Genomic DNA, 18255 nt, shown 5'->3' with positions numbered 1-18255 from the left:
AATGAACGCGTTACATCAGTATCAGAGCGTGAATCGTCAGACCAGCATTGTCGATGCGGATGGGCACAAGTTGATCCAGCTATTGTTCGACGGTGCGCTGGAGCGCATTACCATGGCGAAAGGGCAGATTCTCGCCAATAACTTTGAAGGCAAAAATCGGCTGATCGGCAAGGCGGTTGAAATCGTCGGCGGTTTGCGCGAGTTCCTGGACAAAGAAAAAGGCGGCGACATCGCAGAGCGCCTGGATGCTTTGTACGAATACATGGAGCGTCGCTTGTTTGAAGCCAACCTGCAAAATGACGCGACCATTCTGGATGAAGTGGCGGGCTTGTTGAAGCAAGTCAAGAACGGCTGGGACGGCATTCGTCAGGAAGCGTTGGAAAAAGGTCTCGTCTAACCTGGCCTGAACAGGCCGCTTTCCCGCAACCTTATGGAAACTCCGTCCGCTGTTGGCGGGCGGAGCTTCTAAACAAGGTTAAGTCCTCGCTCATGCGGCGTTTCAATTCCCCATCAAACCTTCCATGTGCGCCTCCACACTGGCGGACAGGGCGTTCAGGTTATAACCGCCTTCCAGAATAGAAACGATGCGCCCACTGCTGTAAACCCGGGCCACGTCCATCAATAAGCGCGTGATCCAGCGGTAGTCCCTTTCTTCCAGCTCCAGGTGCGCCAGGGGATCATGTTTATGGGCGTCGAAGCCCGCTGAGATAAGTATCAGTTGCGGACGGTGATCCTGCAGGCGGGCGAGCCAGTCTCTTTCAACGCTACGCCGGAATTGCAGGCCCCGAGTGTGGGCGTCCAGCGGCGTATTGATGATGTTGGGGCGATCCACCGCATGGTGACTGAACGGATACAGCGGATACTCAAAGCTGGAGCAGAAAAGGACCCGCGGATCATCCTGAAAGATGTCCACCGTGCCGTTGCCCTGATGCACGTCGAAATCCACGATGGCGATGCGCTCCAGACCATGAAAGTCCATGGCGTGGCGGGCGGCGATGGCGATATTGTTGAAGAAGCAGAAGCCCATGGATTTGCTGCGTTCCGCATGATGGCCAGGGGGACGCACGGCGCAAAAGGCGGTGTTCGCCTGGCCGCTGAGCACCATATCCGCCGCCTCTACCGCAGAACCCGCAGCCAGATAGGCGGCGCGCATGCTGTGACGCATCAATGCCGTATCTGGATCGACCATGATGCGGCCTTTGTCCGGATTCAGATTTTCCAGTTGTTCAACGTAGCGGGAGGGATGCACCCGAATGATTTTGTCGCGGTCGGTTTCCTGCGGCTCGACCAGATCCACTTCCTGCAGTATGCCGGCGTGCTCAAGCCGGTCCATAATCGCCTGTAATCGCATGGGGCTTTCGGGATGCCCCTCGCCCATGTCGTGCAATGTACAGTCTTTATGATAGAAAAGGGCGGTTTTCATCTTTGTTTTCCTTTTAGAGGCTTTTAGTCTACTGCAAAGCGATAACGGCTTGAAACCGGAGATGGGGCGAATGTTATAGTCCGCGCCCGCGATTGAGGTGGGCGCATCGAATTACGCCAAGTCAGTCAAAGCGGGGGATCTTGATATCTGTCAAAGTGGCCGGTATTGGTCTATGTATCTTAGATATCGGCGGCGTTTCCGCAGTCGCCGGGTCCGGAGCCTGTCAACGCAAATGGAGAAAACAGATTGGGAACCCGACATTTAGAAGCGTTGTTCAACCCTAAGTCCATCGCGGTGATTGGCGCGTCCGAACGCTCCAATAATCTGGGCGGCATGGTGTTGCGTAATCTGATGTCCACGGACTATTCAGGCCGTCTGGTGGTGGTGAATGACAAGGGCTATCACGACGTGCATGGCGTCCCCTGTGTGAAACGGCCCCAGCAAATGCCGTTTCGGCCGGACTTGGCCATTATCTGTACGCCGCCGGAGAGCGTGCCGCGCATTGTTCGGGTGCTGGGAAACGTCAAGGTTAAAACCGCGATGATCCTGACTGGCGGCTTGTCTCGCACCCACAGCCGCAGCGGCCGGCCGCTGATGTATTCCGTGCAGGAAATCGCTTCTGAGTACGGCATCCGTATCCTAGGGCCGGAAACCATCGGTATGTTGTCCCCAGCCAGCAATCTGAACGCGACTTATATGCATATGGGCGTGTTGCCGGGCAAGATCGCTTATATCGGCCAGTCCGGCTCTCTCGCCAGTGCTGTGATTGACTGGGCGTTCACCCGGGGAATTGGCTTTTCGCACCTAACTACCCTGGGAGACGGCATTGACGTCGGGCTGGACGATCTGATCGATTACCTGGCCCAGGATCGCAGCACCAAAGCCATTTTGCTGCACATGGAGAACATTCATTCGCCCCGGCGTTTTATTTCCGCCGTGCGGGCGGTGTCGCGGGGGAAGCTGGTGATCGCAGTGAAAAGCGGACGCACTCCGGCATCGCAATGGCGTCCTGCGGAGCTGCCCCTGGGGGTCGTGGACGGCGACAAGATTTTCGATGCGGTATTCCGGCGCGCCGGGGTGTTGCGGGTTAACGGCGCCGATGAGATGTTCGATGCGCTGGAGACGTTAACCCGGATGAAACCGGTGCGCGGCGAGCCTTTGCACATTATCAGCAACGGTCTGGGACCTGGGGTGCTGGCGGTGGATCGGTTGGCGTCTCTAAATGGCGAGTTGGGTTCGCTGTCGCCGGAAACGGTGAGTGAACTGGGTAAGCATCTGCCGCCTTATTGGACGCGTCGTAACCCGATTGATCTCAACTATGACGCCAACCCGGAGCTGTATCGCCGCACCCTGGAGATACTCGGACGCGATCCGCACGTGTCCAATGTATTGGTGTTGTACGCCCCGTCCCTGACCGAAGATAGTCTGCAAGTGGCGGATGCGGTGATAGAAGCGGGTAAGCGTTCTCATCTGAATATTTTCACCTGCTGGCTGGGCCACAGTACGGTGTATGACGCCAGGGAAGCGTTTTTCCACAGTGGCGTGCCTACGTTCTCCACGCCGGATAAGGCGGTAAAAGCCTTCATGCATATGGTCAATCACCAACGCAGCCAGCGGGTGTTGCGGGAAACGCCGGAGTCCTACACCGACCCGATAGTGGACCGTTCCCGTGCGCGCAAGACCATACAGAAGATATACGCGTCAGGACGGCGGGTGTTGACCAATGCGGAGTCGCGGCAGATTCTCACTGACTACGGCATCAATATGCAGGATACCCGCTACTGCGAAACCGAAGAGCAGGTAGTGGAAGTGGCGCGGGAGTTTGGCTCGCCAGTGGACATCCGCATTTTACACGAGCACAGCTGTATCCCTTTTAAAGACGAGAAGACCGGCCGCGGTCGCTACAAGGGCAGGGTGAAGGGGCTGGTGGAGGAAGCATCCATTCGCGATTCCTGTCGCTACCTGTTGACGCATTACAGGGAACATTTCCCGGACAGCGGCTTTTTAGGTTTCGCCGTGCAGCCCAGTTTTCAGACGGTTGGCGGAGTAGGGTTCAGTTTGGGGGTCACCCGCGATCCGGTGTTTGGGCCTTTAATGGTGTGCGGCGCCAGCGGCGCGGCGGTGAATGTGTCGGCGGATCGCAAGCTCGCTCTGCCGCCGTTGAACATGGTGCTGGCTCGGGATCTTTTGCTGCAGACGCATATGTTTCGCCTGTTGAAAGACTATAGCTATAACCCGGAGCAGGACATCGCCAAAATCTGCGAAACCCTGGTGATTCTGTCGCAGATCATTATCGATATCCCTGAAATCAAAGGGCTTGAGGTCATGCCGCTGTATTTCGATAAACACGGCGCGGTGGCGGTCAACGCCATGATTGATCTCGACAAGCCGGCGAAGCTGGCGATCCAGCCTTATCCACAAGAGCTGCGGGAATGGATCATGCTGCCCAAATCGAAGCGCAAGGCGGAAATTCGCCCGGTGCGTGGAGAGGATGAGCCGAGCCACATCGAGTTTTATTCCGGCCTGTCGCCGGAATCGATACGTTATCGCTTCTTCCACTATCGGAAATCCTTCACACATGACGAAATGGTGCAGATGCTGCAGATCGACTATGACCGGGAAATGGCCTTTATCGCCATGTCTCCGAAGGAGAGCGGTTACGGTGAGGATACTCTTGGCACCGTGCGTGCGTGGACTGATGCGGACAATCTGCAGTGTGAGTTCGCCATCATCGTGCGTGATGACCTGCGTGGAGAAAACCTGGGGTGGGTGCTGATGCGCAAGATCATTGAGTACTGCCGGGAAAAAGGCACGGTGGAAATGGTGGGCTCAGTGTTGCCGGACAATAAGCCGATGCTGCGTCTGGCGGAAAAGCTGGGATTCAGTATTCGTTACGATGATGAGGAAGGGGTTATGGCTCTGCGTTTGCCGTTAAACGCGCCGGATGAGTGGCAGGCGGAGCGCTTGAAGTACAAATAGGTTGAACTGTGAAACTGCGCGAGCCGGTCCATCAGGTTTGGATTCGGCCCGCGCGGCGAGTGTGATTTACTCTTGAATCACTGCAGACATGTCTTCCCCGCCCAGAACCTTGATCAGGTCTTCCGTCATGCGGGAGAACTCAAGGGTCATCAGGCTGAAGTCGGCGGCGAAACGCTCGGCGGCTTCGCCAGTATCGCCGTCCTTCAACTGTTCCTGCAGGGTGTCCATAAACTTGATGCGTTTGATCTTCAGGTCGTCGCTGACCGCAAAGCTCAGCTTCTCATCCCACTCCAGGGACAGTTGCGTCACCTGCATGCCGTTTTCAATATGCGTGGAGATAGCGTCCGTCAAAGACTCGGTGCCTTTGCAGCGAATAACAGTGTCGGAGCCGTCGCCGGAGCGCAGCTCACAGTTATCGCCGGAAACGAAAGGCGTCGGGGTGTTGTCTTTCTGCACCCAGTCGGAGAAATGCACCGCAGGAGCCTCATTCAGCGCGACGAAACGAATTGGCAGCGTGCCCATGGACTGACGCAGAAAGGAGGTGAACTCGTCCGCACGAGTCCCAGAGGACGTATCCACGACCAGCAGACCTTTATCCAGATCAATGTAGGCGGACATCAGACGCGAACGCTTAAACGCCTGAGGCAGCAGAACCGTGATGACCTGTTCTTTTAATTCGTTCTTTTCCTTCTTGCGCAATTTGCGCTGCTCGCGCTCTTCGATTTCCTGAGCGCGTTCTTCGACTTCTTCCTTAATGACGCTGGCGGGCAGAATTTTCTCTTCCCGTTTCAGAGTCAGCAACAGATAGCGGCCTTGTTGATAGACCAACGCGTCGCTGACCAGAGGCGCAGCGGGAACCCAACCCAGACGATAAGTGTCGTTGGCCTGGCAGGGGGTGAAAGCATGTTCGCTCAAACCGGTTTCCAGGTCTTCCAAAGGCCAGGGCACGGGTTTGGTGAAACGATAAATCAGTGCGTTTTTGAAAAGCATAGGTCTCTATTTTCTTAGTGAAGAAGGAAATCGGGCCGGGAATTATGGTGGACCAGGAGGAATTTGGCTAGTTGAGGTTTCGTAATTCCCGTTCCGCGCGGACGACGGCAGGGCGAGGGCGCGCATTGGCGCCGGCCCTGATCGCGAATCAATATTTTTTATTGCTGTTGCGGTAAAGCGTCGTGAAAAATTCAATCCGCTGGCGAAACAGGCCCGCCATGGGTTCGGCGGCGTCGCCCAATACCATCATGATCTGATTCTGGGCGTTGTAAGCTGGCCAGTTCGGCAACGTGGGGTCGCTGGGAGAAGCGCTGCGCATAAAGTTAACCAGGTAGCGCTGAAAGCGCTGCGCCATGGTGATGTCCTGAGGCCGGAAATTGGCGTACATCTCTGGAATCAGGCTGTAAGTGCCGAATGTGAAAGGCAGGTGCCAGCCGTGAGGCGTTCCGGAGAACTGCTCGCGCAGATATTGCGGCGCGTAGTTGAAGTAGTAGAACCAGGCGCTGGAGCGGTTGGATTGCTCTAACGCCAGCCAGCGATTGGGGGCGTTGTAGCGCATATCGGAAAATACTTTTTCCGCAAACTGGGTGTCGCTCCAGTCTTCCGGATACAGGGCGCGGGCGGCGTCCTTCTGATCGCCCAGCGGCGCCAGAATGGTTTCCTGGGTCAGGTTCAGCTGCGGCGCGATGCTGACTTCATAGCTGTTGACGCCAGTCAGCAGGGGAACCGGCGCGATCAGTTTGCGATCCACCGCATCCAATAAGGTGTAAGGCGCGGCCTCGTCGCCGATGATCGGACCGAACGCCGCATCTGGCGGCAACTCGCTATTCAGCTTTATTAAGGTTCCGGCGGGAATAGCGCGTAGTTGGGCTGCGTCGGCATCGGCGGCGACGCCGGCTTGCGTCGCTGCTTTCATGCCGGACTTTTTCGCCTGATTGCGGTCTTCCAGCTTGAGCCAGGGATCGCCGCTTTGAGCAATGACTTTATGAAACAATCCCAGCGCTTTAGGGGAGGCCATGAGGTAGTAAGCGCTGACCGCGCCAGCGTCGTCTCCCGCCAAGGTGACATTGCCGGGATCGCCGCCAAAGGCGCTGATGTTTTCCTGCACCCATTTCAAGGCTTCGATCTGGTCCAGCAGCCCAAAGTTTGCCGGCGTGGTGACGTCCTCGCGAACCAGGGCGGGATGATCAAAGAAGCCAAAATATCCCAGACGATAGTTGATCGTGACTACCACAACCCCTTGGTTCGCCAGCTGTGCGCCGTTGCTCAGCGGATAGCTGACGACGCCGCTGCGGAAGTCTCCGCCGTGCAGCCAGACCATGACCGGCTTAGGCGCATCGGGCGCGCCTATTGGCGAGGAAGGCGTCCAGACATTGAGCGTCAGGCAGTCTTCACTGACTGAGGGGGCTGACAGCCTGGTGTTGGGATCTTCTTGCGCGGATTGGGCGCACGCCGGGCCAAACTGAGACGTAACGCGTACGCCGCTCCAGGGCTGAACCGGCTGCGGCCGGCGCCAGCGGTTTTCTTTGATGGGCGGCGCGGCGTAGGGAATACCTTTGAAAGCGCGTACGCCAAGTTCGCTGACGCCTCTGATCAGTCCTGACTTGGTCTGCGCCAGCGGGCCGTTAAGGTCTTCCGCCTGGGCGCCGGACAGTAATAACCCGGAAAGCAGCATCGCTTTGGCCAATGTTGTTAAGACTTTGTATCCGGTGTTTCCTGAGTGCATTCTAAAACCCTTGAACTATTACCAGGCAGACAAATAGCGTCCTTCTATTTGTCTGCAACGGCAGGGCCTGCACAGGTCAGGCTCTGCCTCCCGCGGCTGGACGCCGCGCAGGCGCATCCCTGCGCCTGCGTATTAACATGGCGTTGATTTATGGGCGGTTTGCGCCGTGCTTGCTATAGTCCATTTGTTATATTTTGGCAGGGTGAATTAAAAGTCTTTTATAGTCAGGGCGTTAGGAAGCCCCTTATGGATGGCGACGCGGCGCGGTTCCGCGGCTTGTATTTATATCTGGCGTCACCCATTAATAGTTTTCAATGGATATCCCGTTTGCAGCCGGATATAACAGTGAGTTATTTGATGCGCCCCATGCAGCGTCTGAGTCTTGTCCAATGAATATCGATGAAATCAAACGCTACTGCCTTTCACTTCCTGGCGTGGAGCGGATCGAGTATGGCGAGCCTTCCAATATTCTGGTGTTTTACGTGCTGGGGCGGAAGTTCGCCTACTTTAAAACCAGCGCGCCGGAACGCTGGCGTTTCAGTATGAGAACCAGCCCTGAGCGCTTTCTCGAATTGACGGATCAGGAAGGGGTGAAACCGGCGCGCTACATGCACCGGTTTCACTGGGTGTCTATCGTGGACGCCGCCGCGTTTAACGAAGACTATCTGCGTGAGCTGATCGACTGGTCCTACGACAAAGCCGCCGCGGGACTGCCGAAAAAGCGTCGCCTGGCGTTGGCGCAGCTGTCCTCGGACGCATAAAGCGGAGCGCGGCGGACTAAGGCGCTACTTGGTCCAGCTGTCGATAATTTCCTGCAGTTTGCCGCTTTGCTTCAGTTGCTCGACCGCCGCTTTCATCTTCGAGATGAAGTCTTCGCGATAGGGGAAGCTCTGGTTTTTGGTATTTGAGAACGCCAGATAGGCGACTTCTTCACTGATGACCGCCGCCGGTTCGATCTTCAGGTCTTTCAGCGTTGGGTCGGAACGGTTGTTTTCCAGCGTCCACATGACGGATAGCTTGTCGTTGGGGTGAGCGTCTATACGTCCCGCCGCCATTTTTTTAAGGTTGGCGACAATATCCGAGGCCTGACTCATGGTGAACATGGCTTTCTCTTCGTCGGACAAAGTGGCGTAACCGCTCTGTAAACCAACGCGCAAGCCTTTGAAGTCATCCGGCCACTTGCTCAATTGCTTTTTGCTGGCCATGTCCTGCGTGACGAACATCGCGACTGTCTCTGTCAGCAAGGGAATGGAGTAATCCATCCATGGGCGATCTTCTGGACGATAATAAGGAGGAAACAGCGCAAACTCTTCGCCGCTCTCCATTTGCGCCAGTGCGCGCTTCCAGGGCAAAGGTTTTAGCGTGATCGCGTAGTCTGGCGTCAGCTTGGCCGCCTCCATGATGATGTCCACATATATTCCCTTGGGTTTGCCGTTTTCCGCATAGCTATAAGGAGGATAGGCTTCATCCATCAACAGGGTGACGGACTGCGCGGCGGCGAACCCCACGAATCCCAACATCAGGGCGGCGAATAGAATTATTCTTTTCATACGGACTCCTCTTCAGTGGTTGTCATGAGTAAAAAAGCGAGCATGTGGACACATCAATGGCCGGCGGCGGGGGCATTTACGTCTCGGGTCCATTTGTTGACGATCTGCTGCAACCGGTTCTTATCCCTCATACGCGCCAGGGACTGATTCATTTTGGCGATAAAATCCGCCCGATACGGCCATTGTTCGGGCTGGATATTGGAAAAGGCGAGGTAGGCGACCTCCTCATTAATAATCGCGGCGGGAGTGATTTCCAGAGTGGCCAAAGCCGGGTCCTGGCGGTTGTGCTCCAACGTCCACACCACCGATAGATAATCATTGGGATGACCATCGATGCGGTTCAGCGCGATTTGTTTCAGATTGGTCAGAATATTGGGCGACTCAGAAATGACGAACAGCTCCTTTTGTTGCGGCGATAGCGTGGCGAACCCCAGCTGCAGGCCGATACGCAGGCCTTTATAATCCTCCGGCCAGCGAGTGGGCTTGAGGCGTTCCAGCAACTCGGGAGGCGTAAATAGCACGACCGTCTCTTTAAAAAGAGGAACCGAATAATCCATCCAACTGCGACTGACTGGGCGATAGTAGGGCGGGAACACGGCGAAGGCGCGTCCGGTTTCAACCAGATTGAGCGCTCTTTTCCAGGGAAGCGGCTTAAACTTGACCTTGTAGTCAGGAATGGAGTCCATCGCCTCTTTGATGAAGTCGACATAGATGCCTTTGGCTTCATTGTTTTCGACATAGCTGTATGGCGGATACGACTCGTCCATAAGCAGGACTATGCTTTGTGCGTCAGCCCTCGTATACCCGGCCAGCAGGAGAAAAAAGGCGATGATGCTGAATGCTTTCATATGGCCCATAGGCTGGATACGGTTTATTAGAAGATATAGATCAGCGTTGGTTGTTTTTCAAACGATGTTAGTGAAGATGGATGGAAGGTAATGGCTAAGAAGATCGTATGGCGGCTGGCAATATTTATAGCGATGGCTGGGGTATTCATAAGCGGAGTTGTGGTAGGCGTCCGATACAATTCAATGGACCTGCTGTGTCCGACGGAGGTCTCTCCTTATCGGTTGGAGACGGACTTGGTCAGTGAGGAAGGAATCATATTTCCTCAAGGAACTATCGTGCCGTTGCGTCGCTGCGCCTACATGCAACGGTTTGAGTGGAATTTCGCCATTGATAATTCTGTGAGACTCTCACCGGCGCAAGAGGAAGACCCCGAGCACTATGGCTTTTCCGTCATCGCTCCCGCCGAGCAAGCCCGAAAATAAGCGGGCGCGGATACTGTTTATCCGCCACGTTTTTTTGCCCAGCAGGCGTTTTTCGACTTCACTTGTATAGTACTAATGCTTCATTGAAGACGGAAATGGGTGACTATTGTGTCAAACCTGAGTATTCGCTGGAAAATACAAATCGCATTCTTTGCTGTGGCTGTGGTGACTATTATTTACAACCGCACTCTCGCCGCGGTGGAGTTGCAGGCGCTCATTGATCTGGCGGAAAGCCGTCAGGTGGCGGCGGCGACTATCGCCGCCATGCAGGAAGAATATCGCTCATTCATGTTTAATGCGATTTGGGAGTCCAGCCTGCAGTTTCTGGTTCAGTTCGGCGTCATTTTTGTCCTGGGCAATTATTTTGTCCGTCCAATCCTGGCGTTGACCAAGTCGCTGAAGTCCGTGGAAAAAGGCGACTTTACCATCGAAGTGGAAATTACCAGTGAAGACGAAATCGGTCAGTTAGGCCGTCAGTGCAATCAGATGCTGGCGACGTTGAACCGGGTTATCGCCAGCGTAAACGACTGCTCCGTACACATGGGGCAGTCCGCCTACCAGATCGCCGCTGTCGCCCGGGAGATTGAGCGCATCAGTCAGGCGGAGGCGACTCGTTCGGAAGAGGTGAATGACGCCACGGAAAGTCTGCATCGAATATCCGAGAAGGTGATGGAAATCGCCCAGACCAATCGGGACGAAGCGATCAAATCAGAGCAAAGCAGCACGGAAGGCATCGCCCTGGTGCAGGAAGTGCTGGACCTGCTGGTGCGGTTGGCTGGAGAGATTCGCAGCGCCGCCAGTCAGGTGTCCAGTCTGCAATCCTCGGTGGGCACTATCGTAACTGCTCTAAAAGATATTCTGGAGATCGCCGATCAGACCAACTTGCTGGCGCTCAATGCGGCCATTGAGGCGGCGCGGGCGGGAGAGCAGGGGCGCGGCTTTGCCGTGGTGGCGGATGAAGTGAGGGCGTTGTCCCATCGAACCGCCGAGTCAGCGGAAGAGGTCTCACGCATTATTAACGATCTGGATCAGAACGTGACCACCAGCTGCAACACCATGTCGCGACTGGTGGATGAAGTGCAGTCCAATCGCGGCAAAGCGGAGCGCACCCGAGGCATCATCAGCGACCTGGAGGGGCATGTGAAAGGCTTTGTCGGCAGTTCGGAAGAGATATTCAGCAATGTGGAGACCCAGCTAAATCAGTTTTCCGCACTGGAGACGACATTGTCCTGTCTGTTCGAAACCTTGCGGGAAAACAGCGCCAAGATCGGCAATACCGCTAACATCAGCGACTCGTTGTTTGGTTTGACGCAACGGCTTGATCACGAATTATCCGGGCTGGATTTCCGGCGGCAGAAAGCGGCTGAGGTCAAAACCAAGGACTCGGAAAGACGAGCGGCCCCGAGGGTGGAAGGGACGCTGCTGGTGCGTATTGAGTCGGACGGCGGCGGCAGTGAAGGGTTGAGTCAGGACGTCAGCGAGACCGGTATGAATCTGGTGGTGAAAGAATACTATGACGTGGGAGATCGGTTGGTGCTGTCGATTCGTCTGCCGAGCCGGGATCAGAACCGCTACGACCAGCAGCAACCGGTGGCGGTCAACGCCAAAGTGGTCTGGAGAAAAACGGAAAGCCAGGGACGCTATCGTTACGGCGTGCACTTCGTCGAACTGAGTCAAACCTCCGCGAACTACGTTAAGGAGTGTTGTGAATTTTATAAGAACGTCGCCTGAGCGATGAACGCGAGGCGGCGCGTGCGTAACGCGTACGTAAATGGTAATAAAAATATAAAACGCTGTTCATGTGTCTGTGACAAGCTGGAGCGCGATACCAATAAACGCTTGCGGCAGGCCGGTCATCCGAAAGTTAAGTTTTATTCCCCGCTGGTCCGTGCCAATATGAGACGTCAACTAGGGGAGACGAACATGTCAACGAAAAATAGGCGGCAGCAAACCCTGGGTGAAGAGATCGTAAACGCTTTGACTCACGGCATTGGAGCTGTGGTGAGCGTTTCAGCGGTTACGTTGTTGATCGTCTTCGCCAGTCTGCAGGAAGATCCCTGGAAGATCGTGGGCGTGTCGATATATGGCGGCGCGCTGTTTCTGTTGCTGCTGGCGTCCACGTTGTACCACTGCGTACAACATCCTCGGGCGAAATTCTTTTTAAATCTGTTTGATCACTGCGCGATCTATCTGCTCATCGCGGGCACCTATACGCCATTTTTGCTGGTGAACCTGCGCGGCGTTCTGGGTTGGAGCATGTTTGGCGTGGTGTGGGGGCTGGCTCTGGTGGGTATTGTCTGCAAGCTTTGCTTCCATGGGCGCTTCAAAACCATCCATCTGTTTAATTATCTGGTCATGGGCTGGGTTGGTATAGTGGCGACGCCAGAGTTGATGGAAAGTCTGTCCAGCAACGCATTCGCTATGATCATTGCTGGTGGGCTGGCTTACACCATTGGCGTTTTCTTCTACGTTTGGGATCGCTTTCCCTACGCCCATTCCATCTGGCATCTCTTCGTGCTGGGCGGCAGCACCTGTCACTACATCGCTGTCTATAACGGCGTTCTGTAAAAACAAGGCGTAGCTGAGCTGCGCCTCGACTTTACTCGTCTATCGCACTAAACGAATTCGTAGCTTCCCATGTACAGAGACTGATACGTGTAGGACGCGTGCAGTCTTTGCGCATATTGTCCGTGACTGGCTCCGGCGGCGATAAACAGCGGCGTCAGATGCTCATCGGTGGGGTGCGCCTGCACCGCGTTGGGAGCGAGGCGGCGATATTCGAATAACGCTTCCCAGTCATTCTGCGCCAGCTTTTCCTCTAGCCAGCCGACGAATTCCTGCGCCCACCTTGGCGGCGCCGCTTCATTGGGGCCAATTTCCCGTAGATTATGAGTCACTGAGCCGGACCCCATAATGGCGACGCCCTGTTCCCGCAAGGGCGCCAGCGTTGCGCCGAGTTCAAATAACTGCCGCGGCGAGAATCGGCGCGGCAGACTGATCGCGACCACAGGGACGCCGCCTTCCGGGTCCATCAGGCTGAGCGGAGCCCAGACCCCATGGTCCAATGCTTGTGATGTCACGACCTGCGGCGATAGCGGCGCCAGCGTCGCCAGGACCTGATCATTCAGTTTGTCGCTGCTGACGGGCGACCAGCGATACCTGTACAGCGCCTCTGGAAATCCGTAAAAGTCATACTGGATATGCGCTGGCGCGGTGACGTTCACTGTCAGAGCCTCTGTGCGCCAATGGGGTGAAATCGCCACGACGCCTTGTAAATCCGTCAGGCGCGCATTCAACCCGCGCAAGAAGCGGTGGGCGGGCGCTTCGGCATGAACGATCAAGTCCGGCGATCCGTGAGAAATAAACCAGGATGGCGCTTTCATGGCGATCTCCTCATATCTAACAGTACGCGATTAATACGGCGGACAAATAACGTTCTTCTATTTGTCCGCCAACCACAGGCTCAGCGCATTCAGGCGTCTGTTTATCAACAGCTCGGCGCTTATCAAACTCGCAATCAAGACTGGCGCAATGCGGCGCGCTGAGCGGACTTCCCGCTGACAAGGTCGCGGAAGGAGAAAGCGCCGTCACCCAACAGGGTCTGCACCAGCGATGCGGCTAACAAAAATGCAGGATACTCCCAACCGCCGCCCTCAGCGCTGAACGCCCACCCATTGGCTCCGTGCACAAAAACGATGGCGCCCAGCAGAATTGGCGTCAACGCCAGAGCCACCCACTGTGTGCGATAGCCGATAATCAGCAAAGCGCCGCCGCCCAGCTCCGCCAGAATCGCCAGATAGGCGAACCAGCCAGGCAGGCCGAGAGAACCGAAAAATCCTGCGGTTCCAGCAGGGGTGAACACCAATAGTTTCAACAGTCCGTGAGCGATGAACATCGCGCCCAGAGACAAGCGTAACAGCAGGGCGGCGTAGGGGGCGGTAGCGTTATTAATCATGACTGAAGCTCCGAAAGAATACATTGAGTTAAGTTGCTGACAGTATGATTTCTCTTTTAATGGCTAACAATTGATCGTATTGTGATAACACTGTTAACGATACATTAACAATGGCGTTGTTCCTGTTATGGATACTGTGACCTCGATGAAGGCGTTTTGCGCGGTGGTGCAGGAGGGCGGATTTTCCGCCGCCGGCAGGAAACTGAATTTATCCAAAGTGCTGGTGAGCAAATATGTTGGGCAACTGGAAGACCGACTCGGCGCCCGCCTGTTCCATCGTACCACTAGAAAGGTCAGATTGACGCCGACCGGTGAGGCCTATTATTTGCGCGTCACGCCCTTGCTGCATGAACTCGATGACATTGAGGCGCGAGTGCGGGATGAACACGGAGAGCCGGAAGGCCTCTTGCGCGTCGCGGCGCCTACCTCCTTTGCGGAAATTCACTTGATGCCGCTTGTCGCTATCATGCTGGACAAGCACCCGGGGCTGACCCTTGATATACGTCTGGCGGATCGTTATGTCGACCTGCTGGAGGAGCAGGTGGATCTGGCTGTGCGCATTGGCTACCTGCCGGACAGCAGTCTGGTGGCGCAAAAACTCGCGGATATTCCTATTGTCTGGTGCGCCAGCGCAACCTATCTGGAGCGTCAGGGGACGCCGCAGATTCCTGAGGATCTGATGCGGCACAGAGTGGTCTTCGACAGCAATTACAGCGGAGGCGACTACTGGCCCGTGGCGCAGGAAGAAGGCGTTGCGCGGTTGCCTTTACATAAGCGCGTCAGCGTCAACAGCGCGCGAGCGGCGAAAGAACTGGCGCTCGCCGGAATGGGGCTGGCGCGTCTGCCGGCCTTTGTTATCGGCGACGAGCTGGCGTCCGGGAAATTACGTCCGGTGCTGCAGGAATACTGGCCGGATGCGTCCGCCGTTTATGCGGTTTATCCCCATCGCAGACACCTGTCCGCGCGGGTGAGGTTGTTCGTGGAGGAGGCTAAAGTTTATTTCAGTACCAATCCGCCGACTCCTCCCTTAGTATGATTGCCCGTTCAAGGGCGAACTTTGCTTATACAATGGTCGTACGTAGTTTTATCTATGATACGACTTGAATAAAAAATGCCGAAAAAAATAACTGTTAACCAGGATCACACAATTAGATAACAAAGATCGCAAACCAAGATAGAGGGAGTTTATGAGTACACACGAAACCCATCCTGCGCCGGCCGACATTGCAAAAAACGCATGGGCCGACAAAGAGACCTACTTGCGCATGTATCAGGAATCCATCGAGGATCCGGAAGGTTTCTGGAGGCAGCATGGAACGCGAATCGATTGGATCAAGCCTTACACCCAAGTTAAAGACGTCGACTACTCGCAGCAGAACCTGCATATCCGCTGGTTCCAGGACGGTACGTTGAACGCCTGTTATAACTGCCTTGATCGCCATCTGCCGCAACGCGCGCAGCAGACCGCCATCATCTGGGAAGGCGATGATCCCGCCGACGACGCCAAAATCACTTATCAAGAGCTCTACGACAAGGTTTGCAAACTGTCCAATGCACTGAAGGACATGGGGGTCAAGAAAGGCGATGTAGTGACTATCTACATGCCGATGATTCCAGAAGCCGCCATGGCGATGCTGGCCTGCGCACGGATTGGCGCGCCGCACTCGGTGGTATTCGGCGGCTTTTCGCCGGAAGCGTTGGCCGGACGCATCGAGGACTGTAAGTCCCGCTTCGTCATCACTGCGGATGAGGGCGTACGCGGCGGACGCATCGTGCCTCTGAAAAAGAACGTCGACGCCGCCGCGGAGATTACCGCTGGCAAAGGCGCGGAAGTGGATAAGGTGCTGGTAGTCAAACGCACCGGCAATGCGGTGAACTGGAGCGAAGGCCGTGACGTCTGGTATCACGACGCCGTCGCCAATGCGTCAACGGACTGCCCGCCGGAAGAAATGTCGGCGGAAGATCCGCTGTTCATCCTTTACACCTCCGGTTCCACCGGCAAGCCCAAGGGCGTGTTGCACACCACCGGCGGCTACATGGTGTACGCCTCAATGACTCACCAGTACGTCTTTGACTACAAAGACGGCGATATCTACTGGTGTACGGCGGATGTGGGCTGGATCACCGGCCATAGTTACATCGTATACGGGCCGCTGGCGAACGGCGCGGTCACGCTGATGTTCGAAGGCGTGCCCAACTATCCTGACGCCTCCCGTTGCTGGCAAGTGGTGGACAAACACAACGTCAATATTTTTTATACCGCGCCTACCGCCATCCGCGCGCTGATGCGTCTGGGCGACGAACCGGTAGTGAAGAGCTCCCGCAAAACACTGAAACTGCTTGGTACGGTCGGCGAGCCGATCAACCCGGAAGCCTGGGACTGGTATTACGATGTGGTTGGCGAAAAACGCTGCCCCATCGTCGATACCTGGTGGCAGACCGAAACCGGCGGCATTCTGATCACGCCGCTGCCCGGCGCCACCGCGCTGAAACCAGGTTCCGCCACGCTGCCGTTCTTCGGCGTCAAACCGGCGCTGGTGGACAACGAAGGCGCATTGCTGGATGGGGCTGTATCAGGCAACCTGGTGCTGCTTGACAGCTGGCCTGGCCAGATGAGAACGGTTTACGGCGATCATCAGCGTTTTGTGCAGACCTATTTCTCCAGCTATCCCGGTATGTATTTCACGGGCGACGGCGCCCGTCGCGACGAAGACGGTTACTACTGGATCACCGGTCGTGTGGACGACGTGTTGAACGTCTCCGGTCACCGTCTGGGCACCGCTGAAGTGGAAAGCGCACTGGTGGAGCACGACGCGGTGGCGGAAGCGGCCGTTGTGGGCTTCCCTCACGATGTCAAAGGGCAGGGCATCTACGCCTATGTCACTCTGGGCGTGGGCTTTGAGCCTTCCGACGCATTGCTGAATGAGCTGAAGCAGATGGTGCGCAAGGAAATCGGCCCCATTGCGACGCCGGATGTGATTCAATTCTCTCCCGGCCTGCCGAAGACCCGTTCCGGCAAAATCATGCGCCGCATTCTGCGGAAGATTGCGGCGGACGAGACGGACTCCCTGGGCGATACTTCTACTCTGGCGGACCCTTCGGTTGTGGATGATCTGATCAGTAATCGCGTCAGAGCCTGACCCAGGTTTCTGAAATGACAATGCAGCCCCTCCGCCGTCAGGCGTGAGGGGCTTTTTTTGTTCCCGCCGGATAATCCGGGCTAGAATAGCCGCCTGTTTTTATCGAGCTGTCCACTGGAACAATCGCCTATGCGCACTTTCAAGTTGTACGGAACCCTTGGCTGCCATTTATGCGATGTGGCGGAAGAGGTGATCAACGATGTACTGGAAGCCAATCCTGACGCATTGAACTTTATCGCCCTTGCGAAGGTCGATATCAGCGACAGCGATGAGTTGATGACGGCCTACGCCGAACGCATTCCGGTGCTCGCCTGCGCGGAGACACAGGCGGAGCTGGCCTGGCCCTTCGATCATCAGGCGTTTGTGAATTTTCTGAATCAGAACCTGAGGTAAAGATGCTGATTGTTGTATCTCCAGCCAAAACGCTGGATTACGAAACCCCCGTACCCACCACTGAGAATACACAACCACGATTTCTTCCCCAGAGCGCTGAGCTGGTGGATATCCTCAAGCAGCAGGAGCCTTGGCGCTTGAGTGAACTAATGAGTATCAGCGATGAATTGGCGACGCTGAACGCCAACCGCTATCAGTCCTGGTCGTTGCCGTTCGATAGCGACAACGCCAGACAAGCGCTGTTCGCCTTTAAGGGCGACGTGTATACCGGCCTTGACGCCTATAGCTTGAGCCAGGACGCCATCAGCAATGCTCAGCGTCAGTTACGCATTCTGTCTGGCCTGTATGGGGTTTTGCGTCCGTTGGACCTGATGCAGCCTTATCGTTTGGAGATGGGGACGCGTCTGCAAAACCCGAAGGGAGCCAACCTGTATCGTTTCTGGGGCGACGCCTTGACCCAGTCGCTCAACGAAGAAGCGCGGGAGACGGGGGCGGATGTGCTGATCAACCTCGCCTCCAATGAATACTACAAGGCGGTGAATGAGAAAAAGCTTGCCGTGCCGGTGATTACGCCTATGTTCCTGGATATGAAAGGCGGCAAATATAAGGTTGTCAGTTTCTGGGCGAAAAAGGCGCGGGGCATGATGACCCGCTACATATTGGAAAATCGTTTGCAGCGTCCTGAAGATATCAAAGGCTTTGATTCGGACGGCTATCGCTACAATCCTGCGCTGTCCGACGGCGCGCAGTGGGCGTTTACCCGGGATCACTGAACGAAGCGTTCGGGGCGTCGCCGGGGAAACAACGAATCTTAATGACATGAGCTGA

17 protein-coding genes are annotated in these 18255 nt (G+C 55.8%); 10 read left to right on the top strand and 7 right to left on the bottom strand.

Translation table 11 applies throughout. From position 1 onward, the window contains the following. The first annotated feature begins 1 nt into the window (after position 1). Positions 2 to 397 (top strand): flagellar export chaperone FliS, encoded by a 396-nt coding sequence (gene fliS / locus KP814_RS16735; RefSeq protein ID WP_127969402.1) that lies wholly within the window; start codon positions 2 to 4, stop codon positions 395 to 397. Positions 398 to 499: 102 nt separating this feature from the next. Here fliS and KP814_RS16730 read toward each other — a convergent pair whose 3' ends face one another. Then, positions 500 to 1423 (bottom strand): histone deacetylase family protein, encoded by a 924-nt coding sequence (locus KP814_RS16730; protein WP_127969403.1) that lies wholly within the window; start codon positions 1421 to 1423, stop codon positions 500 to 502. Between the two features lie 246 nt (positions 1424 to 1669). Here KP814_RS16730 and KP814_RS16725 point away from each other — a divergent pair, with 246 nt between their 5' ends. Next, positions 1670 to 4402, top strand: coding sequence for a bifunctional acetate--CoA ligase family protein/GNAT family N-acetyltransferase (locus KP814_RS16725; protein ID WP_216737815.1), 2733 nt, complete (start codon positions 1670 to 1672; stop codon positions 4400 to 4402). A gap of 66 nt (positions 4403 to 4468) precedes the next feature. Here the strand turns inward: KP814_RS16725 and KP814_RS16720 are convergent, their stop codons facing one another. Both KP814_RS16720 and KP814_RS16715 read right to left on the bottom strand, forming a co-directional pair. Continuing rightward, on the bottom strand, positions 4469 to 5392 hold the full coding sequence (locus KP814_RS16720) for a recombination-associated protein RdgC (protein WP_216737814.1): 924 nt from the start codon (positions 5390 to 5392) through the stop codon (positions 4469 to 4471). A 148-nt stretch (positions 5393 to 5540) separates the two neighbouring features. Next, positions 5541 to 7118 (bottom strand): carboxylesterase/lipase family protein, encoded by a 1578-nt coding sequence (locus KP814_RS16715; protein ID WP_216737813.1) that lies wholly within the window; start codon positions 7116 to 7118, stop codon positions 5541 to 5543. A gap of 389 nt (positions 7119 to 7507) precedes the next feature. Here KP814_RS16715 and KP814_RS16710 point away from each other — a divergent pair, with 389 nt between their 5' ends. Then, positions 7508 to 7879, top strand: a complete 372-nt coding sequence (locus KP814_RS16710) for an MmcQ/YjbR family DNA-binding protein (protein ID WP_216737812.1) — start codon at positions 7508 to 7510, stop codon at positions 7877 to 7879. A 24-nt stretch (positions 7880 to 7903) separates the two neighbouring features. Here KP814_RS16710 and KP814_RS16705 read toward each other — a convergent pair whose 3' ends face one another. Both KP814_RS16705 and KP814_RS16700 read right to left on the bottom strand, forming a co-directional pair. Beyond that, a complete protein-coding gene (locus tag KP814_RS16705) occupies positions 7904 to 8668 on the bottom strand; it encodes an ABC transporter substrate-binding protein (protein WP_216737811.1) in 765 nt (254 codons plus the stop codon). A 53-nt stretch (positions 8669 to 8721) separates the two neighbouring features. After that, positions 8722 to 9516, bottom strand: a complete 795-nt coding sequence (locus tag KP814_RS16700) for an ABC transporter substrate-binding protein (RefSeq protein ID WP_253938433.1) — start codon at positions 9514 to 9516, stop codon at positions 8722 to 8724. A gap of 90 nt (positions 9517 to 9606) precedes the next feature. On the opposite strand from KP814_RS16700, the gene KP814_RS16695 reads away from it, so the two are divergent. The 3 genes from KP814_RS16695 (at position 9607) to KP814_RS16685 (ending at position 12507) form a co-directional block, all read left to right on the top strand. Beyond that, complete coding sequence (locus KP814_RS16695) at positions 9607 to 9939, top strand: hypothetical protein (protein WP_216737809.1); 333 nt, start codon at positions 9607 to 9609, stop codon at positions 9937 to 9939. Between the two features lie 108 nt (positions 9940 to 10047). Further along, positions 10048 to 11670, top strand: coding sequence for a methyl-accepting chemotaxis protein (locus KP814_RS16690; RefSeq protein WP_216737808.1), 1623 nt, complete (start codon positions 10048 to 10050; stop codon positions 11668 to 11670). A gap of 192 nt (positions 11671 to 11862) precedes the next feature. Beyond that, positions 11863 to 12507 carry a hemolysin III family protein gene (locus KP814_RS16685; RefSeq protein WP_216737807.1) on the top strand — a complete coding sequence of 215 codons (645 nt, stop codon included), beginning with the start codon at positions 11863 to 11865 and terminating at the stop codon, positions 12505 to 12507. A gap of 47 nt (positions 12508 to 12554) precedes the next feature. On the opposite strand, the gene KP814_RS16680 is transcribed toward KP814_RS16685, so the two are convergent. Together KP814_RS16680 and KP814_RS16675 are read right to left on the bottom strand one after the other, a co-directional pair. Then, positions 12555 to 13322, bottom strand: coding sequence for a class III extradiol ring-cleavage dioxygenase (locus KP814_RS16680; protein ID WP_216737806.1), 768 nt, complete (start codon positions 13320 to 13322; stop codon positions 12555 to 12557). A gap of 134 nt (positions 13323 to 13456) precedes the next feature. Further along, positions 13457 to 13894 carry a DoxX family protein gene (locus KP814_RS16675; RefSeq protein ID WP_216737805.1) on the bottom strand — a complete coding sequence of 146 codons (438 nt, stop codon included), beginning with the start codon at positions 13892 to 13894 and terminating at the stop codon, positions 13457 to 13459. Between the two features lie 127 nt (positions 13895 to 14021). Between KP814_RS16675 and KP814_RS16670 the strand changes: the two genes are divergently transcribed. The 4 genes from KP814_RS16670 (at position 14022) to yaaA (ending at position 18200) form a co-directional block, all read left to right on the top strand. Further along, on the top strand, positions 14022 to 14930 hold the full coding sequence (locus KP814_RS16670; RefSeq protein ID WP_216737804.1) for a LysR family transcriptional regulator: 909 nt from the start codon (positions 14022 to 14024) through the stop codon (positions 14928 to 14930). Between the two features lie 151 nt (positions 14931 to 15081). After that, a complete protein-coding gene (gene acs / locus KP814_RS16665; protein WP_216737803.1) occupies positions 15082 to 17034 on the top strand; it encodes an acetate--CoA ligase in 1953 nt (650 codons plus the stop codon). Between the two features lie 129 nt (positions 17035 to 17163). Further along, the gene (locus KP814_RS16660; protein ID WP_216737802.1) at positions 17164 to 17427 is read left to right on the top strand and encodes a glutaredoxin family protein; all 264 of its coding nucleotides are present in this window, start codon (positions 17164 to 17166) and stop codon (positions 17425 to 17427) included. A gap of 2 nt (positions 17428 to 17429) precedes the next feature. Continuing rightward, positions 17430 to 18200, top strand: a complete 771-nt coding sequence (yaaA, locus tag KP814_RS16655) for a peroxide stress protein YaaA (RefSeq protein ID WP_216737801.1) — start codon at positions 17430 to 17432, stop codon at positions 18198 to 18200. The last annotated feature ends 55 nt before the right edge of the window (positions 18201 to 18255 follow it).

Origin of the sequence: Hahella sp. HN01 (assembly GCF_018986435.1) — a bacterium.
In the GTDB taxonomy this organism is placed as follows: domain Bacteria; phylum Pseudomonadota; class Gammaproteobacteria; order Pseudomonadales; family Oleiphilaceae; genus Hahella.
Note: the sequence above shows the minus strand (reverse complement) of the source record. Positions and strands in the feature narration are given on the sequence as shown.